This window comes from Paenibacillus sp. J2TS4 (assembly GCF_018403245.1).
Lineage (GTDB): Bacteria > Bacillota > Bacilli > Paenibacillales > NBRC-103111 > Paenibacillus_L.
This window is the reverse complement of sequence record NZ_BOSH01000013.1, coordinates 57,475-81,991: the sequence shown is the minus strand read 5'-3', so window position 1 is coordinate 81,991 and position 24,517 is coordinate 57,475. Positions and strand designations below refer to the sequence as shown.

19 protein-coding genes and 1 pseudogene are annotated in these 24,517 nt (G+C 48.6%); 6 read left to right on the top strand and 14 right to left on the bottom strand.

Going from position 1 to position 24,517, the window contains the following annotated elements:
- Positions 1-273 precede the first annotated feature (273 nt).
- From KJS69_RS22695 to KJS69_RS22680, 4 genes are all read left to right on the top strand, one after another.
- Positions 274-1,407: a GntR family transcriptional regulator gene (locus KJS69_RS22695; RefSeq protein ID WP_213586079.1), complete on the top strand. Its 1,134-nt coding sequence runs from the start codon at positions 274-276 to the stop codon at positions 1,405-1,407.
- Positions 1,408-1,674: 267 nt separating this feature from the next.
- A complete protein-coding gene (locus KJS69_RS22690) occupies positions 1,675-2,988 on the top strand; it encodes an ABC transporter substrate-binding protein (RefSeq protein WP_249730671.1) in 1,314 nt (437 codons plus the stop codon).
- A gap of 78 nt (positions 2,989-3,066) precedes the next feature.
- The gene (locus KJS69_RS22685) at positions 3,067-3,999 is read left to right on the top strand and encodes a carbohydrate ABC transporter permease (protein ID WP_306434426.1); all 933 of its coding nucleotides are present in this window, start codon (positions 3,067-3,069) and stop codon (positions 3,997-3,999) included.
- A 13-nt stretch (positions 4,000-4,012) separates the two neighbouring features.
- Complete coding sequence (locus KJS69_RS22680) at positions 4,013-4,846, top strand: carbohydrate ABC transporter permease (RefSeq protein WP_213586078.1); 834 nt, start codon at positions 4,013-4,015, stop codon at positions 4,844-4,846.
- 227 nt (positions 4,847-5,073) lie between these two features.
- Here KJS69_RS22680 and KJS69_RS22675 read toward each other — a convergent pair whose 3' ends face one another.
- The 8 genes from KJS69_RS22675 to KJS69_RS22640 all read right to left on the bottom strand — a co-directional run bounded on the left by KJS69_RS22675 (position 5,074) and on the right by KJS69_RS22640 (position 17,011).
- Positions 5,074-6,456 carry an L-cystine transporter gene (locus KJS69_RS22675; protein ID WP_213586077.1) on the bottom strand — a complete coding sequence of 461 codons (1,383 nt, stop codon included), beginning with the start codon at positions 6,454-6,456 and terminating at the stop codon, positions 5,074-5,076.
- A gap of 1,319 nt (positions 6,457-7,775) precedes the next feature.
- Positions 7,776-8,615, bottom strand: coding sequence for an MBL fold metallo-hydrolase (locus KJS69_RS22670; RefSeq protein WP_213586076.1), 840 nt, complete (start codon positions 8,613-8,615; stop codon positions 7,776-7,778).
- A gap of 62 nt (positions 8,616-8,677) precedes the next feature.
- A complete protein-coding gene (locus tag KJS69_RS22665) occupies positions 8,678-11,053 on the bottom strand; it encodes a DUF4091 domain-containing protein (RefSeq protein ID WP_213586075.1) in 2,376 nt (791 codons plus the stop codon).
- Between the two features lie 84 nt (positions 11,054-11,137).
- Positions 11,138-12,736 (bottom strand): extracellular solute-binding protein, encoded by a 1,599-nt coding sequence (locus KJS69_RS22660; RefSeq protein WP_213586074.1) that lies wholly within the window; start codon positions 12,734-12,736, stop codon positions 11,138-11,140.
- Between the two features lie 52 nt (positions 12,737-12,788).
- A complete protein-coding gene (locus tag KJS69_RS22655) occupies positions 12,789-13,670 on the bottom strand; it encodes a carbohydrate ABC transporter permease (RefSeq protein WP_213586073.1) in 882 nt (293 codons plus the stop codon).
- 12 nt (positions 13,671-13,682) lie between these two features.
- The gene (locus tag KJS69_RS22650) at positions 13,683-14,642 is read right to left on the bottom strand and encodes an ABC transporter permease (protein ID WP_213586072.1); all 960 of its coding nucleotides are present in this window, start codon (positions 14,640-14,642) and stop codon (positions 13,683-13,685) included.
- 43 nt (positions 14,643-14,685) lie between these two features.
- Positions 14,686-15,858 carry a Gfo/Idh/MocA family protein gene (locus KJS69_RS22645; protein ID WP_213586071.1) on the bottom strand — a complete coding sequence of 391 codons (1,173 nt, stop codon included), beginning with the start codon at positions 15,856-15,858 and terminating at the stop codon, positions 14,686-14,688.
- 109 nt (positions 15,859-15,967) lie between these two features.
- Positions 15,968-17,011 carry a LacI family DNA-binding transcriptional regulator gene (locus KJS69_RS22640; protein WP_213586070.1) on the bottom strand — a complete coding sequence of 348 codons (1,044 nt, stop codon included), beginning with the start codon at positions 17,009-17,011 and terminating at the stop codon, positions 15,968-15,970.
- Positions 17,012-17,500: 489 nt separating this feature from the next.
- Between KJS69_RS22640 and KJS69_RS22635 the strand changes: the two genes are divergently transcribed.
- On the top strand, positions 17,501-18,280 hold the full coding sequence (locus KJS69_RS22635) for a class I SAM-dependent methyltransferase (protein ID WP_213586069.1): 780 nt from the start codon (positions 17,501-17,503) through the stop codon (positions 18,278-18,280).
- A gap of 325 nt (positions 18,281-18,605) precedes the next feature.
- On the opposite strand, the gene KJS69_RS22630 is transcribed toward KJS69_RS22635, so the two are convergent.
- Together KJS69_RS22630 and KJS69_RS22625 are read right to left on the bottom strand one after the other, a co-directional pair.
- Positions 18,606-19,517: a dienelactone hydrolase family protein gene (locus tag KJS69_RS22630; protein WP_213586068.1), complete on the bottom strand. Its 912-nt coding sequence runs from the start codon at positions 19,515-19,517 to the stop codon at positions 18,606-18,608.
- A gap of 83 nt (positions 19,518-19,600) precedes the next feature.
- Positions 19,601-19,747 (bottom strand): hypothetical protein, encoded by a 147-nt coding sequence (locus KJS69_RS22625; RefSeq protein WP_213586067.1) that lies wholly within the window; start codon positions 19,745-19,747, stop codon positions 19,601-19,603.
- Between the two features lie 187 nt (positions 19,748-19,934).
- Between KJS69_RS22625 and KJS69_RS22620 the strand changes: the two genes are divergently transcribed.
- On the top strand, positions 19,935-20,627 hold the full coding sequence (locus tag KJS69_RS22620; protein WP_213586170.1) for a GTP pyrophosphokinase: 693 nt from the start codon (positions 19,935-19,937) through the stop codon (positions 20,625-20,627).
- A 119-nt stretch (positions 20,628-20,746) separates the two neighbouring features.
- Here KJS69_RS22620 and arcC read toward each other — a convergent pair whose 3' ends face one another.
- From arcC to KJS69_RS22600, 4 genes and pseudogenes are all read right to left on the bottom strand, one after another.
- Positions 20,747-21,700, bottom strand: coding sequence for a carbamate kinase (arcC, locus tag KJS69_RS22615; protein ID WP_213586066.1), 954 nt, complete (start codon positions 21,698-21,700; stop codon positions 20,747-20,749).
- Between the two features lie 122 nt (positions 21,701-21,822).
- Positions 21,823-22,641, bottom strand: a complete 819-nt coding sequence (locus tag KJS69_RS22610) for a glycerophosphodiester phosphodiesterase (RefSeq protein ID WP_213586065.1) — start codon at positions 22,639-22,641, stop codon at positions 21,823-21,825.
- A gap of 317 nt (positions 22,642-22,958) precedes the next feature.
- Positions 22,959-24,278, bottom strand: coding sequence for an AAA family ATPase (locus KJS69_RS22605; RefSeq protein WP_249730670.1), 1,320 nt, complete (start codon positions 24,276-24,278; stop codon positions 22,959-22,961).
- A gap of 2 nt (positions 24,279-24,280) precedes the next feature.
- Positions 24,281-24,427, bottom strand: a pseudogene (locus KJS69_RS22600) (RtcB family protein); the annotation flags it as partial.
- Positions 24,428-24,517 lie beyond the last annotated feature (90 nt).

Here is a 24,517-nt window from a genome sequence, read left to right as displayed (position 1 = left end):
AGATACCATGGTGGGGCACAGAGCAACGTAGCCGACATACGAACGGCACGCTGCTCTTTCATTTGGAACGACAGAGATCCCCCTTCTTTGGCATCTGACTTCTCCCCTCCCGTTATTCCCTTCTTGGTTCATCCCCCCTGCAATTAGAGCAAGGAAGCCTCTCCCATTAGTGAATATCATCTAATGGATCGACCGCTTACCCATATTAGTTTGCTATAATTAAAAGTGGATTATATACTTGATATACCAACTATAACGGGCAGGGTGGTTTTTATGGACATTCCATTGTATGAACAGTTATACAATTATATTTTGCAGGAAATCCGCACTAAGAGATTGAATAGCGGTGACCGCGTCCCCTCGGAGAAGGAAATGGCGGACCAGTTCAACGTCAGCCGCATCACCTCCAAAAAAGCGTTGGAAAAATTAAATCAGGAGGGAGTCATTAAGCGAATAAGAGGAAAAGGCTCGTTCGTGTCCGATCTTTTGCCCGACTGGGTCATTCATAATCAAGCCGCCGAGGCTATAAAGGCGCCTCCCTCAACCGAAGAGGATTGGCGGATGATCGGATTTATTACTCCCAATTTTTCCGATGAATACGGAGCCACTCTGCTGCGCACGATTGAGAAAAAATGCAGAGAGCAAAAGTGCCACTTGCTCATCACCAGAACAACCGGAAGCCGCGAGGAAGAACAGCGCGCCATCCGATTGCTGGTCAATCTTGGCGTAGACGGCCTGATCGTCATTCCTATTCACGGCGAGCATTATAACACAGAGCTGCTGCGTCTTGTACTGGACGGCTTCCCGGTCGTACTGGCTGACCGTTATTGGAAAGGCATCCCGGTATGCGCTGTCTATACCGATAATAAAAGAGCCGCTCAGGAGTTAACGGCCTATTTGATCAACAAAGGCCATGAACGGATCGCCTTCCTGTCCCCACCCGAAAAAAACACATCCGCCCTCGAGGAAAGACTGCAGGGATATACGATGGCGATTACACGGCAAGGCTTGAAATTCAATCCGGACTACTGCCTGACCAGTCTGACCAGTACGCTTCCCAGCAATCTTTACGAGAACGATTCTAACAAAGATAACGAGTTGTTAACGAAATTTATTGCACGAAATCCCGATGTTAAAGCGTTCGTCACTGCGGAATTCAGCATCGCTTCATACCTGATGCAGGTGCTTCATTCTTTAGGGAAGCCGCTGGATCAATACGAGGTCGTCTGCTTCGATTCGGCCAATAATTATTTAGGGCAGCCTCTATTCACCCATATTCGCCAGGACGAAAAAAAAATCGGCGAATTGGCGGTTGAGCACCTTATTGCCCAACTGGACGGATTAACCGTCCCTCCGCATACGACGGTAGACTTCCAAATTGTCGAAAGACTCCCCCCTCTCATGTAATTCGAGAAGCATTTGGGAAGAGAAGCTGCATTAGCCGGCGGCTTCTCTTTTTCTCATTTCAAACAGCTCATCTTATAGAAAACGCTGGTTCTTATACTAATTAATATGTTGACATACCATTTATAGGAAAGTAGTATATAAGGTATATCAACGTGATAAGGAGGGCATGACAATCTGGATTAAGATAAATATTTCTTAAGATTACTTCCAGGACCAGCAGAATTCCACTGTTTTATGTTAGCGATTACAAAAACAGGAGGTTATTCAATGAAGATGAGCATTCAACGGACCGCAGGATCACTGCTTAGTGTATTGGCCATAGCTGGAGCACTTGCCGCATGCTCCTCCCAACAGGCGGAGAAACCCGGAGACCCCGCCCCCGGGAAATCCGAAGGCCAAACAACAACCATTACTTTCTGGCATGGAACTACAGATACCGAGAAAGACGGACTGGATAAAATTATGAAAGCGTTCAACGAGCAAAACCCCGACATTAAAGTAGAGGCCACCTATATTGCACAGCAAGGCCAAGGGCAGAACGAAAAGCTGCTCGCCGCCATTGCCGGAGGCAATCCCCCGGACGTTGCTTTTTTTGACCGTTTTGAAATCGGTTCCTGGGCCGCACGCGGTTCCCTTACCGATTTGACGGACAGAGCGAATGCAGACAATATCGACTCCTTTGATTACTATCCTTTTGCCAAAGATGAGGCTACTTATAAAGACAGGCTGTATGGCCTGCCTATGGATACAGATTCCCGCCTGCTTTTCTATAACAAAGATCAGTTCAAGGAAGTCGGACTCGATCCGGAAAATCCGCCCAAGACCATTAAAGAACTGGAAGAAGCGGCGGAAAAATTAACTAAAAAGGAAGGGAGGCGATTTGAACGGATTGGCTTCATCCCTTGGTATGATCAAGGTTGGATTTATACATGGGGCTGGTCCTTCGGAGGAGATTTCTACGACAAGAATAGCGGCAAGGTGACCGCAGAGGATCCGCAGGTTGTGGAATCTTTGCAGTGGATGGTGGATTTCGCGAAGAAATACAACATAGAGGACGTTGCGGCCTTCACGGATTCGGCTGGATCGGCGGCCGAGAATCCTTTTCTGACGGGACAGCTGAGCATGACGGTAAGCGGCCCTTGGCGCACCTCCGGAATCAAGCTGTATAAGCCGGATCTCAATTACGGCGTGGCCCCGATTCCGACCCCTACGGGAGATAACTTCACAACTTGGGCCGGAGGCTGGAGCTTTATTATTCCCAAAGGAGCCAAGAATGAAGACGCCGCTTGGGAATTTATTAAATTTGCTGCAGGGAAGGAAGGCCAGAAAATCTATAGTGAGACCACCGGAAATCTCGCCTCGATTAAATCAGTGAACGACGAGCTCCATAAAGACGATCCAATCATGAAGCCATTTAAAGACATCCTCCCCAATGCTCATCACCGTCCGGTTATTTCGGCAGGATCGCTGCTATGGAATGAACTGGCGCGCGCCAGAGATATGGCCATTCATGAAAAAGGCACCCCTCAGGAGCTTCTCGAAGCCGTCAGCAAGAAAGTGAATGACGAAATCAATAAGTAAATGAGGAGGACGGGGAAAGTCGCTAGAAAGCCGTTCTTTGCCCGTCCTTATCTTTAGCCGAGAAGGAGGCCGTTGCCTGTGTCGAAAACGGATATTATCACCATTACTCCAAAGCCGGTTACCCGGAATCGGGTGACGAGAAGGGAAAACCTGTACGGTTGGTTATTTGCTATACCCTGGCTGATCGGACTGCTGCTTTTTTTCTCATTTCCGCTCTTGTCCTCCATTTATTTCAGCTTTACGAGCTACAGTATTCTGGAGCCCGGGGAATTTGTCGGTTGGCAAAATTACCGGCAGCTTTTTCAGGACGACGTGTTCTGGGCAGCTGTCTATAACACCCTCTATTTTGCCGTATTCTTTGTTCCCCTGAGCATCCTGTTCGGAGTAGCGCTCGCTCTCTTTTTAAACATTAAAGTAAAGGGCATGGCCGTCTACCGCACTCTCTATTTCCTGCCCACCCTGGTGCCCCAAGTGGCCCTGGCTGTCCTATGGATGTGGCTGCTCAATCCTCAATTCGGCCTAGTCAACGGAGTGCTGAACTCGATAGGCATCGAAGGACCCGCCTGGCTCGGGAGCGAGGCCTGGTCCAAGCCGTCGCTTATTCTGATGTCACTATGGGGAATAGGTCAGTCGGTCATCATTTATTTGGCGGGATTGCACGATATTCCACAAGATTACTATGATGCGGCTGATGTGGATGGGGCCAACTGGCTCCAGAAAATCAGAACCATTACCGTTCCGCTGCTGACCCCCGTTATTTTCTTCAACCTGATTATGGGAGTCATTGGGGCATTCCAACAGTTCACCCTGCCCTACACATTAACAAAAGGGCAAGGGACTCCGGCGAACTCGATGATGTTCTATGTCATGCATCTATACGATAACGGGTTTAAATATTTCAAGATGGGCTATGCTTCGGCCATGGCCTGGATTCTATTTATCGTTATCATGGGGCTGACCGTCTTGATTTTTGCAACCTCGAAGCGCTGGGTACACTATCAAGGCAAGTAGGAGGGGCTCAAGGATGAACAAAAAAACAAAGCATATGAAGCGAATACTGGCTCATGCCGTTCTGTTGGCAGCCTCCATTTTTTTCATAATTCCGTTCATTTGGCTGGTCTCGACCTCCCTTAAACCTCCGACCCAAATCTACACTTGGCCTCCCGAATGGATTCCCAGACCGTTTACTTGGCGAAATTATATCGATGCCGTGGACTACATCCCCTTCTTCACTTATCTCAGAAATACTCTCATCATTACAGTATTCAGCACTTTGGGGGCGATTCTCTCTTGCCCTCTGGTCGCTTACAGCTTCGCCAAGCTGAGATGGAAGGGAAGAAATCTGCTGTTTGCCATAACGGTGGCCGTCATGATGATTCCCGGTCAGGTTACGATGATTCCCTTGTTTATTTTGTTTAATAAATTGGGATGGGTCGGGACTCCGCTGCCGCTGATTGTCCCCTTGTTTTTCGGGGCTCCTTTTTTCATCTTTCTGCTGCGTCAGTTCTTCCTCGGACTGCCGAATGACCTTCTGGATGCTTCCCGCATCGACGGGGCCGGAGAGTTCCGCATCTACTGGAACATCATGCTGCCTCTGGCCAAGCCGGCCGTGCTGGCCGTCGGCCTGTTCCAATTCATGAACAGCTGGACTGATTTTATCGGACCCTTGCTGTATTTAACGAATGAGCATTCTTACACCCTGTCACTCGGCCTGCAGCAATTCCAGAATCAGAAAGGAACGGAATGGGGGCTGATGATGGCCGTCGCGACGATGATGACGATGCCGGTTGTCATTCTCTTTTTCTTCCTGCAAAAAACGTTTATCCAAGGAATTACGTTCACGGGAATCAAAGGATAGGGAATTCAATTCCACCCATCCGGTTAACTTTCAAACCAATATAAACCCGGAGCTCGCTCCCACAAAAACTGAGCGAAAGGGATAGCAGCCAAAAGGCCTTCGAAAAAGTAAAGGCCCGGCATGAAAGATTCATGCGGGCCTCATAATATGAATTTTCCAATAGTTAGCGAAGCTTTCAGATAGCCGGAAAGACTTTCCGCCTTCCGTAGCCAAATTGGAATGCCGGGTCAAGCTTCCAATTGCTGCTTGCCGCCATCATTATATATGTTCAAATCCAGTTCCTTCGTCGCCTTGCCGGTAAGAATTCCGGCGACCATGCTGCCGCTGACATTGAGCGCTGTACGCCCCATATCGATGAGCGGTTCAACGGAGATGAGCAGCCCGGCCAAAGCTACCGGCAGATCCAATGCGGACAAGACGAGCAGCGCGGCAAAAGTGGCTCCCCCGCCCACACCCGCTACTCCGAACGAACTGATCGCCACAACGGCAATCAACGTAATAATGAAGGAAGGCGTCAGCGGATTGATTCCGACCGTCGGCGCAATCATAACGGCCAGCATAGCCGGATAGATCCCGGCACATCCATTCTGCCCGATCGAGAGCCCAAGCGAGCCCGAGAAGTTCGCAATGCCTTCCGAAACCCCGTAGGAATGGGTTTGGGTTTTGACATTCAAAGGCAGAGCCCCGGCGCTCGTTCTGGAAGTAAAGGCAAACGTAAGCACGGGGATGGCCTTTCTGACATAAGTAATCGGGTTAAGCTTAGCCAGAGCAAGCAGCAGCAAATGAATGAGAAACATAATGATCAGAGCTACGTAAGAAGCGCCGACGAATTTGCCCAGCCTCCAGATTCCTTCATAGTCAGTCGTCGCTGTTACTCGGGTCATCAACGCCAGAACTCCATATGGAGTTAATCGGAGCACAAGCGTTACGACCCTCATAATAATCGCATAGAAAGCTTCGATAATTTTCTGAAAAAGCTCCGCCTGCTCCGGTTGTTTTCGTCGGATTCCGAGGAAAGCAAAGCCGATAAATGCCGCAAACACAACGACCGCTATCGTCGAGGTGGCACGGGCTCCCGTAAAGTCGCGGAACGGATTTTCCGGCAGCAGCTCAAGTACTTTTTGCGGGAAGGTCATTTTCTGAAGATCGCCTAATCGATTCTCCAATTGCTCTCCACGAGAAACTTCAGCATCTCCACTTTCAATTTGAATGGCTTCCAGATTGAATACGGTTGTGGTAGTAATCCCCACCGCAGCGGCTACCGCCGTTGTACCGACAAGAATCCCGATAATCAGCAGCCCTATCTTCCCAAAATTTTTCGTAACCTTCATTTTGGTAAAAGCCGTTAGAATAGAAATAAATACGAGAGGCATAACAACCATTTGCAAAAATTTAACATAGCCCCGGCCTACAATATTAAACCATTCCAACGATGTATTCAGCGCATCGGACTGGGTTCCGTATATAAATTGCAGCACAAGTCCAAATATGACCCCTACCCCCAAACCGGCAAACACCCGTTTGGAAAACGAAACATGCTTCCTTTGCATAACATATAATCCTGCAATGAGCAAAAGCATGACAATAATATTGACAATTGTCCATACCATGTTGACCACTCCCACTTTTTAATCGGCGCACTATAATCATATTCCGATGTAAACAGTTATATTACAATTATTCCTACCTGTCAAGTTGGATTTTGTTTTTTATTTCGTTTCCCAATAAAGTGCCCCGCTGCTTCAACCTCTTGTTGTTATCGTGAAGCAGCAAATTTTACTATAAATGCTGGTAATTTTTATGGCTCAACCTCAAAATCAGTGCTTGACAGGATGCAGACCCATCTAACGAACTCTGGTAACGTTATAGGGGCTAAATTTAAGGGTTTGGATCACTAACGAATGTCTGTATCGTTATTTCCCGAAATTTGCTTCACTTCCTCTTTTTTCGTCACATTAGCGTTGCTCTGTTTCGTTAGGTTCGAAACCCGCCCGTTTTTCGCGGATTAAGCATACTACGATTCGTTAGACTTTTTCGTCAAGCGCTTATTTCTATTTTGAGCCATTTTTATGGCTCAAAACCATAATCAGTCCTTGACTTTAACAGGCCATCCTTGACAGATTTATCTTATTAGAATTTCACTTGATAGATTGGCCTTCCAGATGGTCCGATTAAATGTAATTGATGTAGTTAATTCTCGCTAAATCTCGCTAGATCTCCGGACTAAATGTAAAACCTACCGTTAGAAATGGGGTTAAAGAGGGATTGGATAGATTGGGACCGAATTAGCTGTATGATTTCCAGTTAGATTGCCAAAAATCGTCTGATCTGGCTTATTTAGCTGTATAAAATCCAGTCTGTTTGGTGGCGAAAGAAAATCAAGCACTGATTATTAGGTTGAACCATTTTTATATGTATATTTTTATTAGGCTACCCATAATCCGTTAATTATTTAATTACCTCAGCTCGCTGGAAAATATAATCGGATGACCGTTCCTTTGCAGGACGCCATTGCTGTTCCGGATTTTCTTCCCCTCACGATTGCGGCAATCGCTGACAGCACAAATGGACATGCAGATCTGCATGTCAATAGAGAGAAATCGATAAATAACAAAGAAGACGTGCAGAAATACATGTGATTTCCCGACAAAAATCAAAAATCGGCCAAATGGGTAAATTGACCTGCAGATTGGCATGTCTTTAGCTTATTTCAATTAAATCGGCCAAAAGACATGCAGTTTTGTAGGTAATTGACACTTTTTCCGAATGTGTACAAGGCTGTTCCTACCTCGAAAATTTATAAATTCACCAAGCGATAGCTCTGGTGCGCAACCATTGTGCCAGGTGCCTCCAAGTGCCTCCAAGCGCCATGAGCCGAGTGCGAATTCCCGCACTCGGCTCACATTATTTCTTTAATAAATGGCTTTCTCTAACTCTCTTCGGTTGGATCGATATGAAGAGTTAATCCATCATAAGCGCACAGGGCGCCTAACCGCTGCGCCTTGGCCTCGATTTCCTCATGCGGGCCGGCCCATCCTTGATGAGAAAAATGGGTCGCGATCACCATCGTCTGATCGGTAACCGCTCCGATTTCCCGCATGCGCTCCAGCATCTTTCGGAAATCCTCCTCATTCAGATGCTCTCTGGCGGACGGGCGGCCCCAGATCGTACCTTCCAGCACAACGGCATCGAACCGATACCCGTCCAGCTCCTTCCAGACCGTCTCCGAATACATGCCGCTGTCTGAGGCGTACAGAAGCGTAACCTTGCCATCATCGATGATGTAATTCATCGCATCTCCGATCCGGGAGTTATGGGATGCCTCAATAGAGCGGATCGAATATCCGGAGGCCTCCACAGACCGTCCCGGCAATATCGGGGTTCTGCGAATTTGCGCTTTCTGGTCGCTGCCTCCGGATTCGTCCCATTTCATCCATACCGAGGGGCCTGCGATCACCGGGATCTCGGGGAGTTCTGTAGACAACCGGAACGCCTTGGCACGCATAATTAAATTGCTCGGATCGAAATGGTCCAGATGACTGTGCGTAATCAATATCGTTTCGATCTGGCACAGAGACAGCCCTAACTGCGCACAAGAGGCGAAGAGGTCCGGACCAAGATCGATGAGCAGATGGTCGTTGATAACGACACTTTGCCTTCTCCGAATGTTGCGCCCTGCATTCGCCCTGGCATGCTCGCATGTGTCGCAATCGCAGAACGGGGAAGGGATGCCCTCGGCCGCCCCGGTTCCCAGAAAAGTAAGCTTCATGATCTGCCACACTCCTTTCGTTTGACATGGTTATCTAAATTTATCTTAACCGGTTATTTAGCTCAAGGAGCCATCGACTCCCCAGGCTGGGTGGATACAAATCGGAAGTTGTCGAAATACAAGGTTTGCGGAAGGGTATGCCGCCAGACCCAGATTTCAATCCCCTTCATTTGAGTAATATCCAGATCGACCTTGCTCAATGGAATACGCACCGTTTTTCCATGATTGCTTCTCACCGTTTGGATAAAAGCATCATCCGTCTTGCCGTTCAACTGATGGAACTTGACATAAAATTGAGTGGTGCCGCCCGGATTGAAAACATCGAACTCCAGCGCATCGAATGATGACCAGTCTGCACTGCGAAACCCTTTACCTGCTTCGAGCAGGCGGAAATTGGGAAAGTTCACATCGGCCGGGAAAACGGCCTTCATCGAATGATTCCCTTCCGTCACATATTCGTCCGACAAGCTCAGGCTAACTGTCGATGAAGTGAATCGCTTGACGGCTTCCTCGGTCTCCACATCATTCAGCGGTATCGTATAAGGGGTGTCAAATTCATATACCGCCAGTTCACGATGAACCTGCTTGGTGACACCGTCTTGAGTGACGACTATATCTATATTATGAAGACCCGGCTCCAGGGCAAGCGTCTGGGAGAATTGGTCATGCCCGGTCTCTTGCTTGGTCAGGGGCATCGGTGTGCCGTTCAATGTCACCTGGGAGTCTTGGGCCGCATACACCGTCACTGTTCGGCTGCCTACGGTGGTCGATTCGACTGCGACCAATACCGGGATTGTTTCCGGAGCTGCGATCTCCCGGGCAATTTCTCTGCGAACCTGCATGACGAGTTCAGGATTTTCTTCGAAGGTTTTGATGTTCTCATACAACCGGTCATAGAATGGCCGGATCGCATCGCGATAAGAGAAAGTATCCTCTATCCCAAGCTTTGCCGCGATTTCATGCAGCCTCTGCTCATAATGCCATAAGTATTCATAGTCCTCCATGCTCTCCCGGAGCACTTCCAGACGAATCGTTCCAATCGGACCGTCGATGCCGAGCTCCGTTCCGGGATAGAACAAATACCCATCCCCGTTCGCCCCTGGAAAAGCGAGCGGATCGGTCCATACATCCCGGCTCACATATTTTTTCTGTGCGGCATCATATTTCTGAAACTGCGTAGTAGCCCAATACAATGTGCCCTCTACGCCATAATCGTGCTGCACCCAGGGAAGAAGACGGGCTCCCACCAGATCATCATCCAAATGGTAGGATGGGAACGGGTGCTTCGGGAAGACGCTCGTATACCACCATATTTCTTCACCGGCGGCTTGTCTTTCCCGGGCGAAATCATAATCATATTTATCTATTTCGGGAGACCAGATATCCACCTCCCCCAATAGCTCATCCAGCGGTTGAATCGTAACCAGATGCGGGACATCCGGGGCCGCCTGCTTCAAGGCGTCGTTAATGACCTTCACCCGATCGTAATTATTCGAAGCATTCGGGTGCGGTACCGGTTCGTCGATTTCGCTTATATAAAAATATCCTTTATCCAGCAGGCCTCTTTCCCTTAGCTTATCGATAAGCTCTTTGATCTTCTGTGTGTCCGGCTCCCCTTGCGCATCTTTATAATAAGGCAAGCGGTAAGCAGATATTCTAGGATCATTAATGAATCGGGATGCGCGCTCTACGTAGTCATCAATATCTCTATCCGGAATGGGCAAGTATCCCGGTGTAAGACGCTGCTCGACCGAAGCCCAGTAATACTTCTCGATATAGCGCCAGGCTTCTTCCCCCTGCACATTTCCGTGAGCCTCTTGGACGGGACCGCCCCAGACGCCAAATGCCGTTTTGGAATGGCTTTCATCCGTCAATTCGAAATCCCACACCGTCAATTCAACCGGAATCCGTACCGGATTTCCCGTTTCATGCAGTTGGATTTCTCCGGTATATATTCCGGCCGGTGTCCCCTTAGGCACGTATACCTTGACCCAAATTCCCTGATTCTGTCCTGCGGCTACCTCCAGCTTGCCATCCAGCGGAATGAGAGCATCCGGGTACCATCCCTTGGGGTATGCAGTAGTCGTCGAGGTCGTTACCTCGATATAATGCTGCCGGAACAGTTCAATATGCTCCTTCCCTATTTTGGCCGGGCCGCCCTGCAGCTTCAGATCACTAATGGAAACCTGCAGCTTGCTGAGCGGCTCATTCCCCGCCTTGATGATCACTTGACCGCTTTCGAACTCATTGCGGGCAGCCTCAAGCTTCATTACCTGGTCCGCATTAGCGGGAAACGGCTCATCCAGCATCATTTTATGCGTGTTGGTCGGTACCCATACGTCGAATAACGGCTCCGTCTTCGCATAAGCGACCGGAAGACAAGACAACAGAAGTACAATAGCCAGCAAAACAGAAATCGATTTACGTCTTCGAAACATAACTATTCCTCCCTTGTAGGCTTTTGTATTAGATGAAGTCCTTCCCGGACCGAGGGGAACGATCCGGGAAAGAATCTAGCGCTATCAGTTGTTTTTGTATCGTTCGTAAGCAGCGGTATATATTTCCTTGTACTCCTTTAATCCCATCTTCTCGATCGTCTGGATATATTTATCCCACTCGGAAAAAGAAACATCTCCGGTTATAAATTTGGCCGTCATTTCATCCACGTACTTGTTGATGTCGGTGTGCAGAGGAGTGTACCGGTTCAGCTCATCCTGGGTCAAAGTAAAGGCGGGCCATACTTCTTCCGGCCAGTAAGCCTCGACCCTGGCTGCGGCTTCCATACTCTCCGGCGTGGACTCTCCCCCCTTATACGTGTTGGAGGTTAGCATCGCAGGATAGAATCCGCCCGCAAAGGAAACGTATTTCGACGGTTCCTTCAAGTACTCTTCCGTATATTCGAGCGTACCGTCGGGCTTCTCCACATAACTCTCATCTTTGATTCCCATAAAGAACAGCTTGCTGCCCTCTTCGCTGTAGAAGTAATCGATCCAGCGCACCGTTGCTTCCGGATGCTTGTTCTTATCCGTAATGACGAAGGCTCCGAGATCAATAAGCGATGGGCGGGCTCTTGAGAAAACTTGATCGCCATGAGGTCCTTTAAGAACCGGTGCGCCTACAAAGTGTTCGATATTCACTCCGCTGATGGCGTGCGGACTGTTCGTTACCGAGGAGCCGACGATCCCTTCATCCATCAGGGCATTCACTTCCGGACCTTTGATCGTCAGCAGATTATCGACGAACAAGCCTTCTGTGTACAACTTATTCATGTACTCCAGCACTTCCTTGAATTGCGGGGAAGCCGGAATATACCGCAGCTCCTTCGTTTCCGGATCGATATCCATCCGATGGGCCGTTCCGCGGTTGCCAAGCCCCCAGGCTCCTTTGACTTCATCCAGCAGGGAGCCATAGTTGCTGGCCGCATAGGGAATATAACTCGGATTCAGCGTTTTGACCGCCTTCAGGTATTCATAAAATTCATCGGTCGTTTCCGGCTCCTTCATCCCGAGCTGATCCAGGAAGCTTTGGTTATACCACAGCTTCTGCCCAATGATGACGGATTTGAAATCCGGATCGTAGAACGTCGGGAAGGAATAGATATTGCCGTGCGGCATCGTCAGGCCTTTTTTCACCTCCGGGTACTGTTCCAGCAGTTTCTTGAAATGGGGAGCATACTCGTCTATTAAATCATTAAGAGGAATAAAAATGCCTTGAGAGCCATAGTTCATTACATCCACCGGCGATAGCCTGGCGGTATGGAACGCATCCGGATAATCTCCTCCGGACAGGACAAGGTTGCGTTTCTCCGCGAGACTCTCCGTCGGGGTCAGCTGGAAATTGACCTCGACATTCGTCATTTCGGCGTATTTCTTCCAGACGGGAAGATCATTCCAGTTGGCCGGAGCGGATGGCGCTTTGCCGGCAAAGAAGGTCAGCTTGATCGGGTCCTCTACAATCGGAAATCCTTCCGTTTTGACAGCCGGCTGCTCGGCCACTCCTTTGTTCTTGTCTCCCTCCGGAGACACTGCTCCGCCTCCCCCTTTATCCCCGCAAGCCGAGACCAGTCCTGCGGTCATGACACCCGCAAGCATTACTGAAGTCAGTCGTTTCAACCTCTGCATAACCATATTAACCTCCCTGATTGAATGTCTATTTGTGAACAAGGACGTCTAGCTAGCCCTTGATAGCACCGACCATAAATCCTTTGGTAAAATATTTTTGCAAGAACGGATAGACCATCAGAACCGGCAAATTGGCGACGATGACAATCGCATATTTGATCGCTTCCGCTTCCATCAAATGCTTCTGCACCGACAGGTCCATGCCGCCTGCCATATTATCCACTTCCGATTTAATGAGAATTTCCCTCAGGAACAGCTGAAGCGGATATTTATCACGATCATTCAAATAAATGAGACCGTTAAAATAGGCGTTCCAATGACCGACGCTGTAAAACAAGATCATGACAGCAATGACCGGCATGGAAAGCGGAAGCACTATTTTCCACAGAGTCTGTAAATTGGAACAACCATCGATGGAGGCCGATTCCTGAATTTCATTCGGAATGCTGGTCTGGAAGAAGGTTCTCATGATGATGATGTTCCAGACAGAAACGGCTCCGGGAATGATCAGCGCCCACATCGAATTGATCATGCCGAGATTTTTGATCAGCAGGTAAGTCGGGATCAGTCCGCCGCTGAAAAACATGGTGAACACAATGTAAGCCGTAATGACATTGCGGCCGGTGAAGTCTTTACGAGATAACGGATAGGCCGCCATAATCGTCATGACCAGATTGACCGTTGTTCCGACCACCGTATAGATAATCGTGTTCCTGTATCCAATCCAGATTTCTTTATTGGCAAAAATAAGCTCATACCCTATAAAGGACAAGTTCTTCGGGAATAACCACATCTCTCCCTTAGTCACCGACAACGGATCACTGATCGATGCGCTGACTACAAAAACGAGCGGATAGAGGACGATCAGGAGAATGATGGCAAGCACTGCATAGATGATGATCCCTACCAGACGATCCGCAAAGGTTTCTTTCACCGTTATCCCTCCCTACCACAAGCTGGTTTCATTCACTTTTTTGGCAATTTTGTTGACAGTTACGAGCAGAATGACGTTGATAACGGAGTTGAACAATCCTACGGCCGCGGCAAAGCTGTACTGCGCCCCGACAATCCCTTGTGTATACACATAGGTGGAAATAACGTCCGAGCTCTCGATATTCAAATTGTTTTGCATCAAATAGATTTTTTCAAAGCCGACTCCCATAATCTGACCGACATTCAGAATCAGCAGAATAACAACCGTCGGCATAATCCCCGGCAGGTTAATATGCCATATACGGCGCAGCCGGCTTGCCCCGTCTACCCGGGCCGCCTCATGGAGAGATGGATCAATTCCTGAAAGCGCCGCCAAATATATGATGGAGCTCCATCCCATCCCCTGCCAGACTCCGGAAAACACATAGATCGTTTTAAACCATTTGGATTCGGTCATAAAAGAGATCGGTTCGCCGCCAAAGAAGACGATGAGATGATTGATGATTCCGTTTTGCGGCGACAGGAAGATAAATATGAGCCCGACCATGACAACCGTGGACAAAAAGTGCGGCGCATAGGTAACGGTTTGTACAATACGCTTGAAAGACCTGTTGCCCACCTCGTTAATAAGCAGAGCAAGCAGCAGCGGAATGGGAAATGCGATAGCCAACTGGTACAAGCTGATGCCTAATGTATTCCAGATCAGGCGCCAAAAATAATAGCTGTCAAAGAAGCGTTTAAAGTGAACAAATCCGATCCAATCGCTGGCCCATATCCCTTTGGCTGCAATAAAGTTTTTGAACGCGATTTGCACCCCGTACATCGGTATGTAGTCAAAGATGAAAAAGTAGATAATGACGGGAGAGATAAGCAGGTACAGATCCCAGTTTTTTTGTATCGTTTTTTTGAATGCCTTCCATTTCGTTGGACGTCGTGGTACATCGGTCTTCGTGTAAACCGCCGTATTATCCAAAAACGCGCCCCCCTTACTCCGTTCTTTGTGCGTCTGCCCGGGTTCATCGAACCAACGATTCGTTATAGCCAAGCATCCACGGCTGCGGCTCCTTGACCGGAATCACTCTGCCGCCTGATCTCATCGATTCGGTTGCGGCACATCCGACCGCTACACTCATCCGGCCGGCGATCGGCTGAGCGACCGGGGCCTTGCCTTGCAGAATCATGTCCAGAAAATCTTCACAAATTTTCTCATCGGCACCGTTATGAGAGCCTTCCGCTTTGCGGATGTTGTAAACTTTATCCGATAAATCCCGCCATGTGTTCGATTTTCTTGCTTTCACAATGACCTGATTATTCGACTCGAAATTTTCAATCCTCCCTTCCGTTCCGATAATGGTATAGCTCCGCTCATAATCCGGCGTAAAGTGGCACTGCATGTAGGAGGCTTTGATTCCGCCCTCCAGCTCCATCAAGACCATGCTGTTGTCCTCCACGTCGACTTCCTCGCGAAAAGCACATTGGGTCAGCGGGCCGAAGCGAGCTTCCGGGCAAGTCTCCTTCTCCGCGCATTCCGGGCAGGTTAAATCATTCGGCTTGCTGCCTCCGAAATAATCGACCCCGCCAAATGCAGCCACTTTCTTCGTGTAGCGGCCGGTAATCCAATGGATGATGTCGATATCGTGAGACGCTTTCTGCAGCAGCAGCGAGGTCGTATTCTTGGAGCTGCCGTGCCAGCTGTGATAATAGTAATCGCTTCCAAGACCTACGAAGTGGCGCACCCAGACCGCCTTCACCTCCCCAATATCACCGGAAGCGACGATCTCCTTCATGGTGCGGTACATATTCATGTAACGCATATTGAAGCCGATCATGAAATGTTTGCCGGATTCCCGCCAGGCTTCCAATATGCGATCGCAGCCCTCCACTGTAACCGCCAGAGGCTTCTCGCAGTATACATGCTTGCCCGCCCGAAGTGCGGCCACCGCATGCTCGTCATGACAATGATCAGGAGTCATGACGACGATTGCATCGATATCTTTACGTTCGATCAGTTCTCGATAATCCAGCATCACATCCGCGTCAGGATTGATTCTTTCGCGAAATTTGCCGAGCCGCGCCGGATCATGATCTGCGCCTGCGACTACGACCGATCGGCCATCCGGCCGATGCCAATATTTGGTGACCCCTGCTCGCCACCCTAGTCCAATAACCCCTATTCGTATTTGCTTCAAGTGGATTCCCTTCTTTCAACGTTAAATAATTTGGGCCCAAAAACAATTCCTTTTGGCTAACAACGAAAAAAAATATAGTATGAAATGGGTAATCTCTATCTGTTATCTCCTAAATTTTCATAAAATCGGACGATGACCGGACAAGCAGTTGAAAAGGCATAAGCAATCGGAAGGGCAAAGGATTGTTCCCATCCAGCTGATCGACCAGGACTTTGGCTGCCATCATGCCTATCTCGCTTTTAGGAATATGAATCGTCGACAGAGGCGGGGAAGTATATTGAGACACCTCAATATTATCCAATCCGACAAAGGCCATATCCTGCGGGATGCGCATGCCCCGCTCCGTCACAGCCCGCATGGCCGAGATCGCCATCATGTCACTCGCGGCAAAAATCGCTGTCGGAAGCTCGGCCTCCGTATCCAGCAATTCAACCATACGCGAATAGCTTACGTTGACATCCCAGCCCGCATTGATGACCCAGCGTGCATCCACTTCCATCCCCGCTTCCTGCAAGGCCTCCCGATAACCGCGATATCTTTTCTCGCGTTCCAGGTCTCCAGTCATCCCTGCTCCTCCAATAAATCCGATTCGCCGATGCCCTTGGCCCATCAGATGCCGTACGGCCGCTTTGGCCGCTTGCACCCGATCATAGGAGATGACAGGAACGGTGGGATCGGCTATATCAATGCCAACGATAGCCGGAACAAGCTTTTTAATAGTTTCATAAAGCTCCTGGTTAATCCCTTCGACAATAATAAGGCCATCCAGTTTCGTGTCCTGAAGCAGCCTGCGCATCGCCTTCTCTCCTTCAATCTCATTCATCGTAATGACGTAAGCGAGGGAGCAGTTCAGCTCGGACAGCTTCTTTTCAATTCCTTCCAGAATAGGTGAAAAGTAAGGATGATTATATTTGTTCTGAGGGACCGATACTATGCAGCCTACTTGCCGAAAGTCCGTTCTCCCGCCCGTGGCTGTTTTACGCGTGGAAGCTTTGGTTGTTTGACTCGCAACATAACCCAAATCCTTGGCTACTTTCCAAATTTTCGTCTTTGTTTCTATGCTGATGTGCCGGCTCGTGTCGTTGTTCAGGACACGGGAAACTGTGGAAATAGAAAAACCGGCATGCTGAGCAATCTCTTTTAAAGTAGGCATCTTTCCCTACTCTCCTTTATCCGTTTAGTCTTAACCCGCCAATGAAAACGCTATCTTTTCTCTCTTATTTTGCACAAATTTGGGCCAAATTCAATAATACAAAGCAATAATATCAGCGTTTTGCCCCAAAGTCAAAGGTTTTTTTATTTAAATCCATTTAAAGTGTCAGAAGAATTCGGCAAGTCTTATCTGAATTTTACTTAATAACATTGCTTCAACAGGCCCTTTCATTGTGCTGTCCTTTTCCGATTTTGACGCAAAGAGTTTGGGCCCAAAAATCTTCTTTTTGTATACAAGTTCAATATACAAGCCTTTTGTTAACGGAGTGTCAGACAGGTACTAAGCTTTTGTAAAGATAGCCGTAGAAGGCCAAAGCCATATTTTTGGCATTAAAGCCTTGGAACTTTATGGAGATTGATATATAATGGATACCGAATGACGAAACCTAGTTTCGTATAATGAAACTAGATTAAAAGGAGGAGGATTAGTTTGCCTATGGACTTTCAGGCGGAGAAAAACCGCTCCAGTTATTCCATGCGAGAAGCCGATGTCACATGGATCCATCAAATCCAAATAATGATTAATGTTAAAGACAAGCAGGTTGTTGATGTGGGCTGCGGCGGCGGAATCTATTCCAAGGCTTTGGCGGATTTGGGGGCGAACCATGTTGTGGGAGTAGACTTTTCAGAACAGATCCTGTCTTCAGCCAAGCAAAATTGCCGGGACTATAATAATATAAGCTTTGTGTCAGGGAATGCGCTCGAAACCACTTTAGCAAGCGAGCATTTCGATGTGGTGTTGGAAAGGGCCCTCATTCATCATGTGGATGATTTGTCTTCGTGCTTTATGGAAGCCTATAGAATTTTAAAACCAGGGGGATGTTTGATTGTTCAGGACCGAACACCTGAGGACTGCCTTGTGGAGGGGAGCTCCACCCATATTCGAGGATTTTTTTTCTCCAAGTTTCCGGAGCTGGCCTCCTTCGAAAATTCGCGCAGACACTCCAGCTTTGAAGTTGTAGCTGCCTTGGAAAAGGCCGGGTTCCAGCCCATAGAAGAATTCCAACTGTGGGAATCCAGAAAAACTCATTCAAATTTTGACAGGCTTGCAGCGGATCTATTAAACCGAACAGGCCGCTCCATTCTGCACGAGCTGGACGACCATCAGCTGACTGACCTTGTGGCTTATATAAGGGAGCATATAGCCGACGAACACCTGCCGATTACGGAAAAGGACAGATGGACCCTGTGGAAAGCAGTCAAAAAATAAGCCGCAGCAACTCAAATTAGAGTTTCGGGCTCAGCGGGAGGGGCTGCTCCCTATCTGCATTGGGAAGTAACCAAAATAAGGTGCAATTGTACACCTCAATTCTGCCAATTTAGCCATTTTGGAGATTAAGGTGTAAAAATGCTCTTTATATTCCCCGATTTAAAAAAAACGATGATTTCACCCATTTAGAGGGTACTTTTGCGCTTTAATCTCCATTTTCGGGAAAAGTTATAATTTAAGAGGCATTTTTGCACTTCAATCCTCCTCCATTTGCTTAGAAGGAGATTGAACATCAAGCACCTGATTGCAAGCTGGAGCCGAGTTCTTACAACCATTGCTCTAAAAAGGCAATGACTTCTGCGCGCATCTCTGCCGTTTCGAGATGCCCTCCCGGACTGCGAACCATCCTCCACGCATCGGGATGCCCTTGTTCCCGATAGACTCTGCGCAGATGGGCATCGATCCGATCCAGACCTGCCGCCGGAGTCAGCTTGTCATAGTTGCCGGCAAGTCCCAGATGGGGACGAGGAGCTATTAGCGCATTGATCTCGGAGGTGGTAAAGGACTTTAACAGCCCGGGAACGTAATAATAAATTCCGTGGCCGTCCAGCCCGCGGGCACGAATCAGCTCCTGATAGTCGGTCAGACCACAAAGGTCGACGCATACCCGGATGCGGCTGTCCAGAGCAGCCGTCCACCAGGACATAGTGCTTCCCATAGACATCCCCAGCGTCCCCAGCCTCTCCTCATCTACATCTTCGCGAGTGACCAAATAATCGATCGCCCGCAGGCTGTCGTACACCATCATCCCCCAAAGAACCTGCCCTTTCCAGAGCATTTCTTTAAACAATTCACTCTCCGTGCGGCCCCTTCTTTCGCCAAAGCCCCAGGTGTCTATACTTAGAACCGCATACCCCATACGGGTCAACTGCTCGGCATAGGGCGGATTCTGCAGATAGCTGTTTCCTTGAAGCAGTTCGTCCTTGCCAAGGGCATAATTTCCTCCGTGGGAATGGTTGAACAGAATCGTCGGCAGCTTGCCGCGAGCCTCCTTGGGCCGGACAAAATAAGCCGGAATCGGCTCCAGCCCGTTCCAATGCAGGAGCAGTTTCTCCAGGTCATACTTTTCTCTCGTTTCTTCCGCTATTCTTTGCACCTCGATGGGAAAATTTCGATCCGGCAAATCTCCTAGCAGCCGGTAAAGCTGTTCTCTAAGCTCTTCCTGTGACGGGTTCATGAAGGGACCTCCTCATAATTGATCATCTCCACCGCCCTATTGACCTCCGAGAGGCACCAAAAAGGGAAAATAAGGTATTATGATCAATCTAGCACAGAAATAATTTCTTGGCGAGTCCTTCGCTGATGATGCTCTGCTTCTACGATAACCCGGTTAACTCCCTTTTTGGCCTGCAGCTGCCAAGTAAAGCTCCCTTGGTCATCGGCCCGTCCCACCGTCTGACGATTCATGCGCACGACGGCACCAGGCCAGGCGTCGACTCGACCTGGACATTAACTATCCTGAGCTGTACGTCAAACTTGGCATCCAAGCGAATTTCCGGCAAATTTAAGGCTCTTTTCATTTTCTGTTCATTTCTATTTAATCGATTTGATGTATAATAACGGGAGTCAGTAAAATGGACCTAGCTTTGGAGTGATTAATTTGGACATCCAGGATTTGAACCAGTGGAAAAATTTTTTATTAATTTATAAATTCGCACTGGACGAAGTCAATACGAAGTTAAAGATTTTAAATGAAGAGTTTCTGTTTATTCATAACTACAATCCGATCGAGCATCTTAAATCTCGTCTTAAATCACCTAAGAGCATCGTTAAAAAGCTGCAAAGGAAAGAACTGGAGATCTCGCTGGAGAGCGCTTCCCGGCACATCCACGACATTGCCGGAATCCGGATTATCTGTTCCTTCTCCACGGATATTTACAAAATTGTGGACATCCTGAGCCAGCAGAGCGATGTACACGTCCTCGAGGTCAAGGATTACATTAGATACCCCAAACCGAATGGGTACCGGAGCCTTCACCTCATTATTGAAATTCCGGTTTTCCTTGCCAATCAGACAAAGCAAGTAAAGGTAGAGGTTCAGATTCGAACGATTGCGATGGATTTCTGGGCGAGCCTGGAGCATAAAATTTTCTACAAGTTTCAGCGTGAAATTCCCCAGGAATTGACTGACCAATTGCGGGAATCCGCCTCTCTCGTGAATTTATTGGATAAGCAGATGCTCGCCATTAATGAAGAAATTCAGCAATATAAAATTAACGACCCGGCCGAAGCGGAAGAGGAGCAGCAAACGTTAACCCTTGCTCTTTCCTCGAAATTTCTATCCTAGCCCGGCGCTGCCAGCGGATCGGACTGTTGCTGGAACCAGGCAAAAAAATAAAGCGGACACACCCAAGAGGGCGTTGTCCGCTTTATAATATGATCTTGCCGGTCTATTGTGATCGTTAATCAAACTTTAGCTTCTTTCACAATAAGCGTTCCTTTTTCTCCTTGTAGAGCAAGGTCGGCGTGATTCAGCGAGCAAATAATCGAGGTTCCTCCCGAGTCAGCAAAGCGGGCGGCCGCATCGATTTTAGGCTTCATGCTTCCTTCGCTGAAATGACCTTCTTGCTTGAACTTCTCCAGCTCAGCAATCGTAACCCGGGTCAGGGCCTTTTGTTCCGGACGGCCGTAATGGATATAAGCATTCTCCACATCCGTCAGAATCAGCATCACATCCGCCCCTACTTCCTGGGCAAGCTTGCATCCACTGTGATCCTTGTCGATCACGGCTTCGATTCCGCGATGCGTTCCGTCGGTCTTGCGTACGACCGGAATCCCGCCACCGCCACAGGCTATGACAATCTGGTCCTGGTCTACCATTCTCTTGATGATATCCGCTTCCAGAATGCGGATCGGCTGCGGGGATGGAACGACTCTGCGCCAACCTCGATTGGCGTCCTCTTTTAATATCCAACCCTTGTCTTTCATCAATTCCTTGGCTTCTTCTTCACTGTAAAAAGCCCCGATCGGTTTCGTCGGATTCTGAAACGCCTGATCGTCTGGCGAAACTTCCACACGGGTCACCAGGCTGACCACCGACTTGCTTACCCCGATTAATTCCAGTTCATTGCGCAACGATTGTTGAACCATATAGCCTATTAATCCTTGACTTTCGGCATTGCATACATCTAACGGCATTTGCGGAACCACTTTCCGTGCTTCCTCATTCTGGCGCAGAATGTTCCCAACCTGCGGTCCATTGCCGTGTGTAATGATCAGCCGATAGCCCATCTCGATTAAGCGGGCTAGAATCCTGCAGCTTGCGGACACGTTGGCCAGCTGATTCTCAAAAGTTGCCTCTTGTTTTGGCCGTAAAATGGCGTTTCCCCCAAGCGCGACCAGTATCGTCTTGCTATTCAAAGATTCTCTCCCTCCAAAACTATCCAAACTATATCTCTAGACTTAGCTTTAATCTCTATCTCATTATACCTGCCGGACGCTCACATACAAACAAAAATCTGATTTCCGTCGACAAAATCCGACTATTGCTTAGCCTTCCATCCGTTCACGCATTCCAGGAACTTTGCAGGCTCGTCCGTTGCAAACCAACGTATGCCCAGGTCGAGCAGTCCTTCAATGGCAAGCCCGTCAATCTCAAAAGGAAGCACCTCCAGGTCTATCCCGGCTTGGTCTGTTTTCTCCAACGCGTACTGCAAAAACTGAGCGTCAATGGCATAAGGCCAGCCGCCCGCTTCGCTATTATTGTGCAAATGAAGCTGGACTTGATCCAATCCGTCAAAGCCGGAAGCCAGAGCCGTTTCAAATGTCTCGCGAATTTTCTCCGCACTGCCCCCAATCCACTGCATGCTTTGGACTCCTTGAGCGATGCTCTTCATTTTCTTGCAGTTTTCCTGAAGCTTATGTGTAAAGATCACTTGTCGATTAACGTCATACTGATCGATTAAAGCGCCAAGCTGGCGCAGATCCACCTCTTTTAGATCAAGGTAAGCCATACGTTCCGGATGACCTTGCATTTCAACGAACAATTCTTCTAACGACGGTACTTTTTCCCCTTTGAATTTCTCGGCGAATCTGACTCCGGCATCCCATTGGCGAATTTCTTCAAAAGTCAGCTGCGAAGCAGGAAGCTCTTTGATTTCATCCGGCGCCGTAGTCGTCCGTTCCAGCGTTGCATCGTGCAAGCAAATGATGACGCCGTCCTTCGTCGTACGCACATCCGCCTCGGGAATACCGCCCAGTTCCCAGGCGTACCGGTTCGCGGCCATCGTATTGTCCGGCGCTTCATAGGCTCCGCCTCCGCGGTGCGCTTGCCAATAAATGTTGCTGTCTCTTTTCCCCATTCTCGTCACTCCCATTGGTTAAATATAGAGGCCGCTCACAAAGGCTACTTTCGATCCGAAAGTTGGCTTTGTGAACATTCACTTTAAGTGAATTTATTATGATGGTATCCATTTCCTAATGCTCATCTTTACCTACCTAAACAAACTTGTCAAGTAGCAAGCGTAAACGGCTGCCGCAGTCCTTTTAACGGTGGATTGACGTTTCGCGATGACTATAAGCATGATTATAAGTGTGAATCTTATAAATCCTTATAATGACAAGAAGGGACTGTCCCACGGTCTTCTGTGACCTGTAGAGCAGCCCCTTTTCTCCTGATTTAAGTGTGAAAGCCCACCTTCGCTTCCGCGTCCCGCAGCCATCCTTGCGTGCGTCCTTTATGAAGCTCCGACTTCATATTGCCGATCAATTCACCAATATCGACCTTCTTCTCATAGTACCATTCTAGCGCAGCGGACACGTACAATTCATTCAGCTGTGCAAACGAGAAGCCTTCCGCAAGCCGGGCTGCTTCTTGCAGTCCTTCCTCTCCCAACAGCTTCTGCATTCCTTTACGCTTCAAATAAGCCTGTCTCAGTTCGGTATTCGGCGGTTTAATCTCATAGGCCCGGTCGAATCGTCCGGCGCGGTTCATTAAGGCCGGGTCGATCCGTTCCGGATAATTGGTCGTCCCGATCAGGAAGATGCCTTCCTTGGAGGTGGCCCCATCCAGCGTATTCAAGAAGAATGACCTCACCTGCTCGGGCATCGAATCGATATCTTCAATGATCAGGATCATGGGAGCCATGACCGCAGCAGCTTGAAAAACCTCTTGAATCGAATCGCTGCAAGTATGCTCCGTAATTTGCCAATAGGCAACCGGGGCCTGAACGCTTCCGGCAATCGATTTAACTAGCGTCGTCTTCCCGTTCCCGGGCTTCCCATAGAGCAAAATTCCCCTCTTGTACGGAATTTCAAAGGTTTGGAAGAAACCGCGGTCCTCGGAGAAGAATTGGTCAATGGAACGAAAAATCTGCTTCTTCCATTCCGGATTCATGACGACCTCCTCCCGATCGACCAATCTGGTGATAGGCTCCAGCCCGGTTTCGATCCCGTGACGGCCATCCGTGAATACGGTCACCTGACGTCGGTCCAGCTCTCTGCGCCGTTGCCGGGTGTAGTCCAGAAATCGGCGAAGATCGAGGTCACTCTCGGCAAAGATGAAGTCCTCCGTATACATTCCGTGATTTCCGAACATCGGCACCCGCGCGACAGCCACTCGCCATTCGGGATAAGCGAACACATTGTTCCGGACAGAAGGGAAAATCTGATAGCCGGCCTCCGGGCCATCAGAATGATAAGCAAATGCCTTGGCTTCCACTTGTTCGTAAATTTGTGCAACCCGCTCTGCTTCCGGGTGATTGGAGCGGATATCTTGCTCCAGCAGGGCCCAGTATTCTTCGTTCCCGTCATCACTTATGTAGGAACGAACCTCCCATCCGTACCTGTCTGCCAGCCATTGTTCAATTCCCTGAATGACATAAGCATAATCGGTGTAGTATGACGAAGCCCGGCTGTTGTCTGCCGAAAAGGCAACTAGGGAAGGCTCCTGGCGGTGCGGCAGTGTATCGGCAATAATAATATGATCTTTTCTATTCAATATTAAGCTCCTTTAACCGTCGCCAGCGGCTTGCATTTGGCCACCACTTGAGCCAATCCCGCTCCGACGACACTTTCAATAATTTGATCCACATCTTTATAGGCTTGTGGAGATTCGTCCAGGATAGATTCCAGCGATCGCTGATTCACCCCATAATTACGATTTCCTCTTTAATTCTTAATAAAATAGAAAGACCGCTGGCCCATAAGCCTACGGTCTATTTCAAAAGCAAGCTGCCT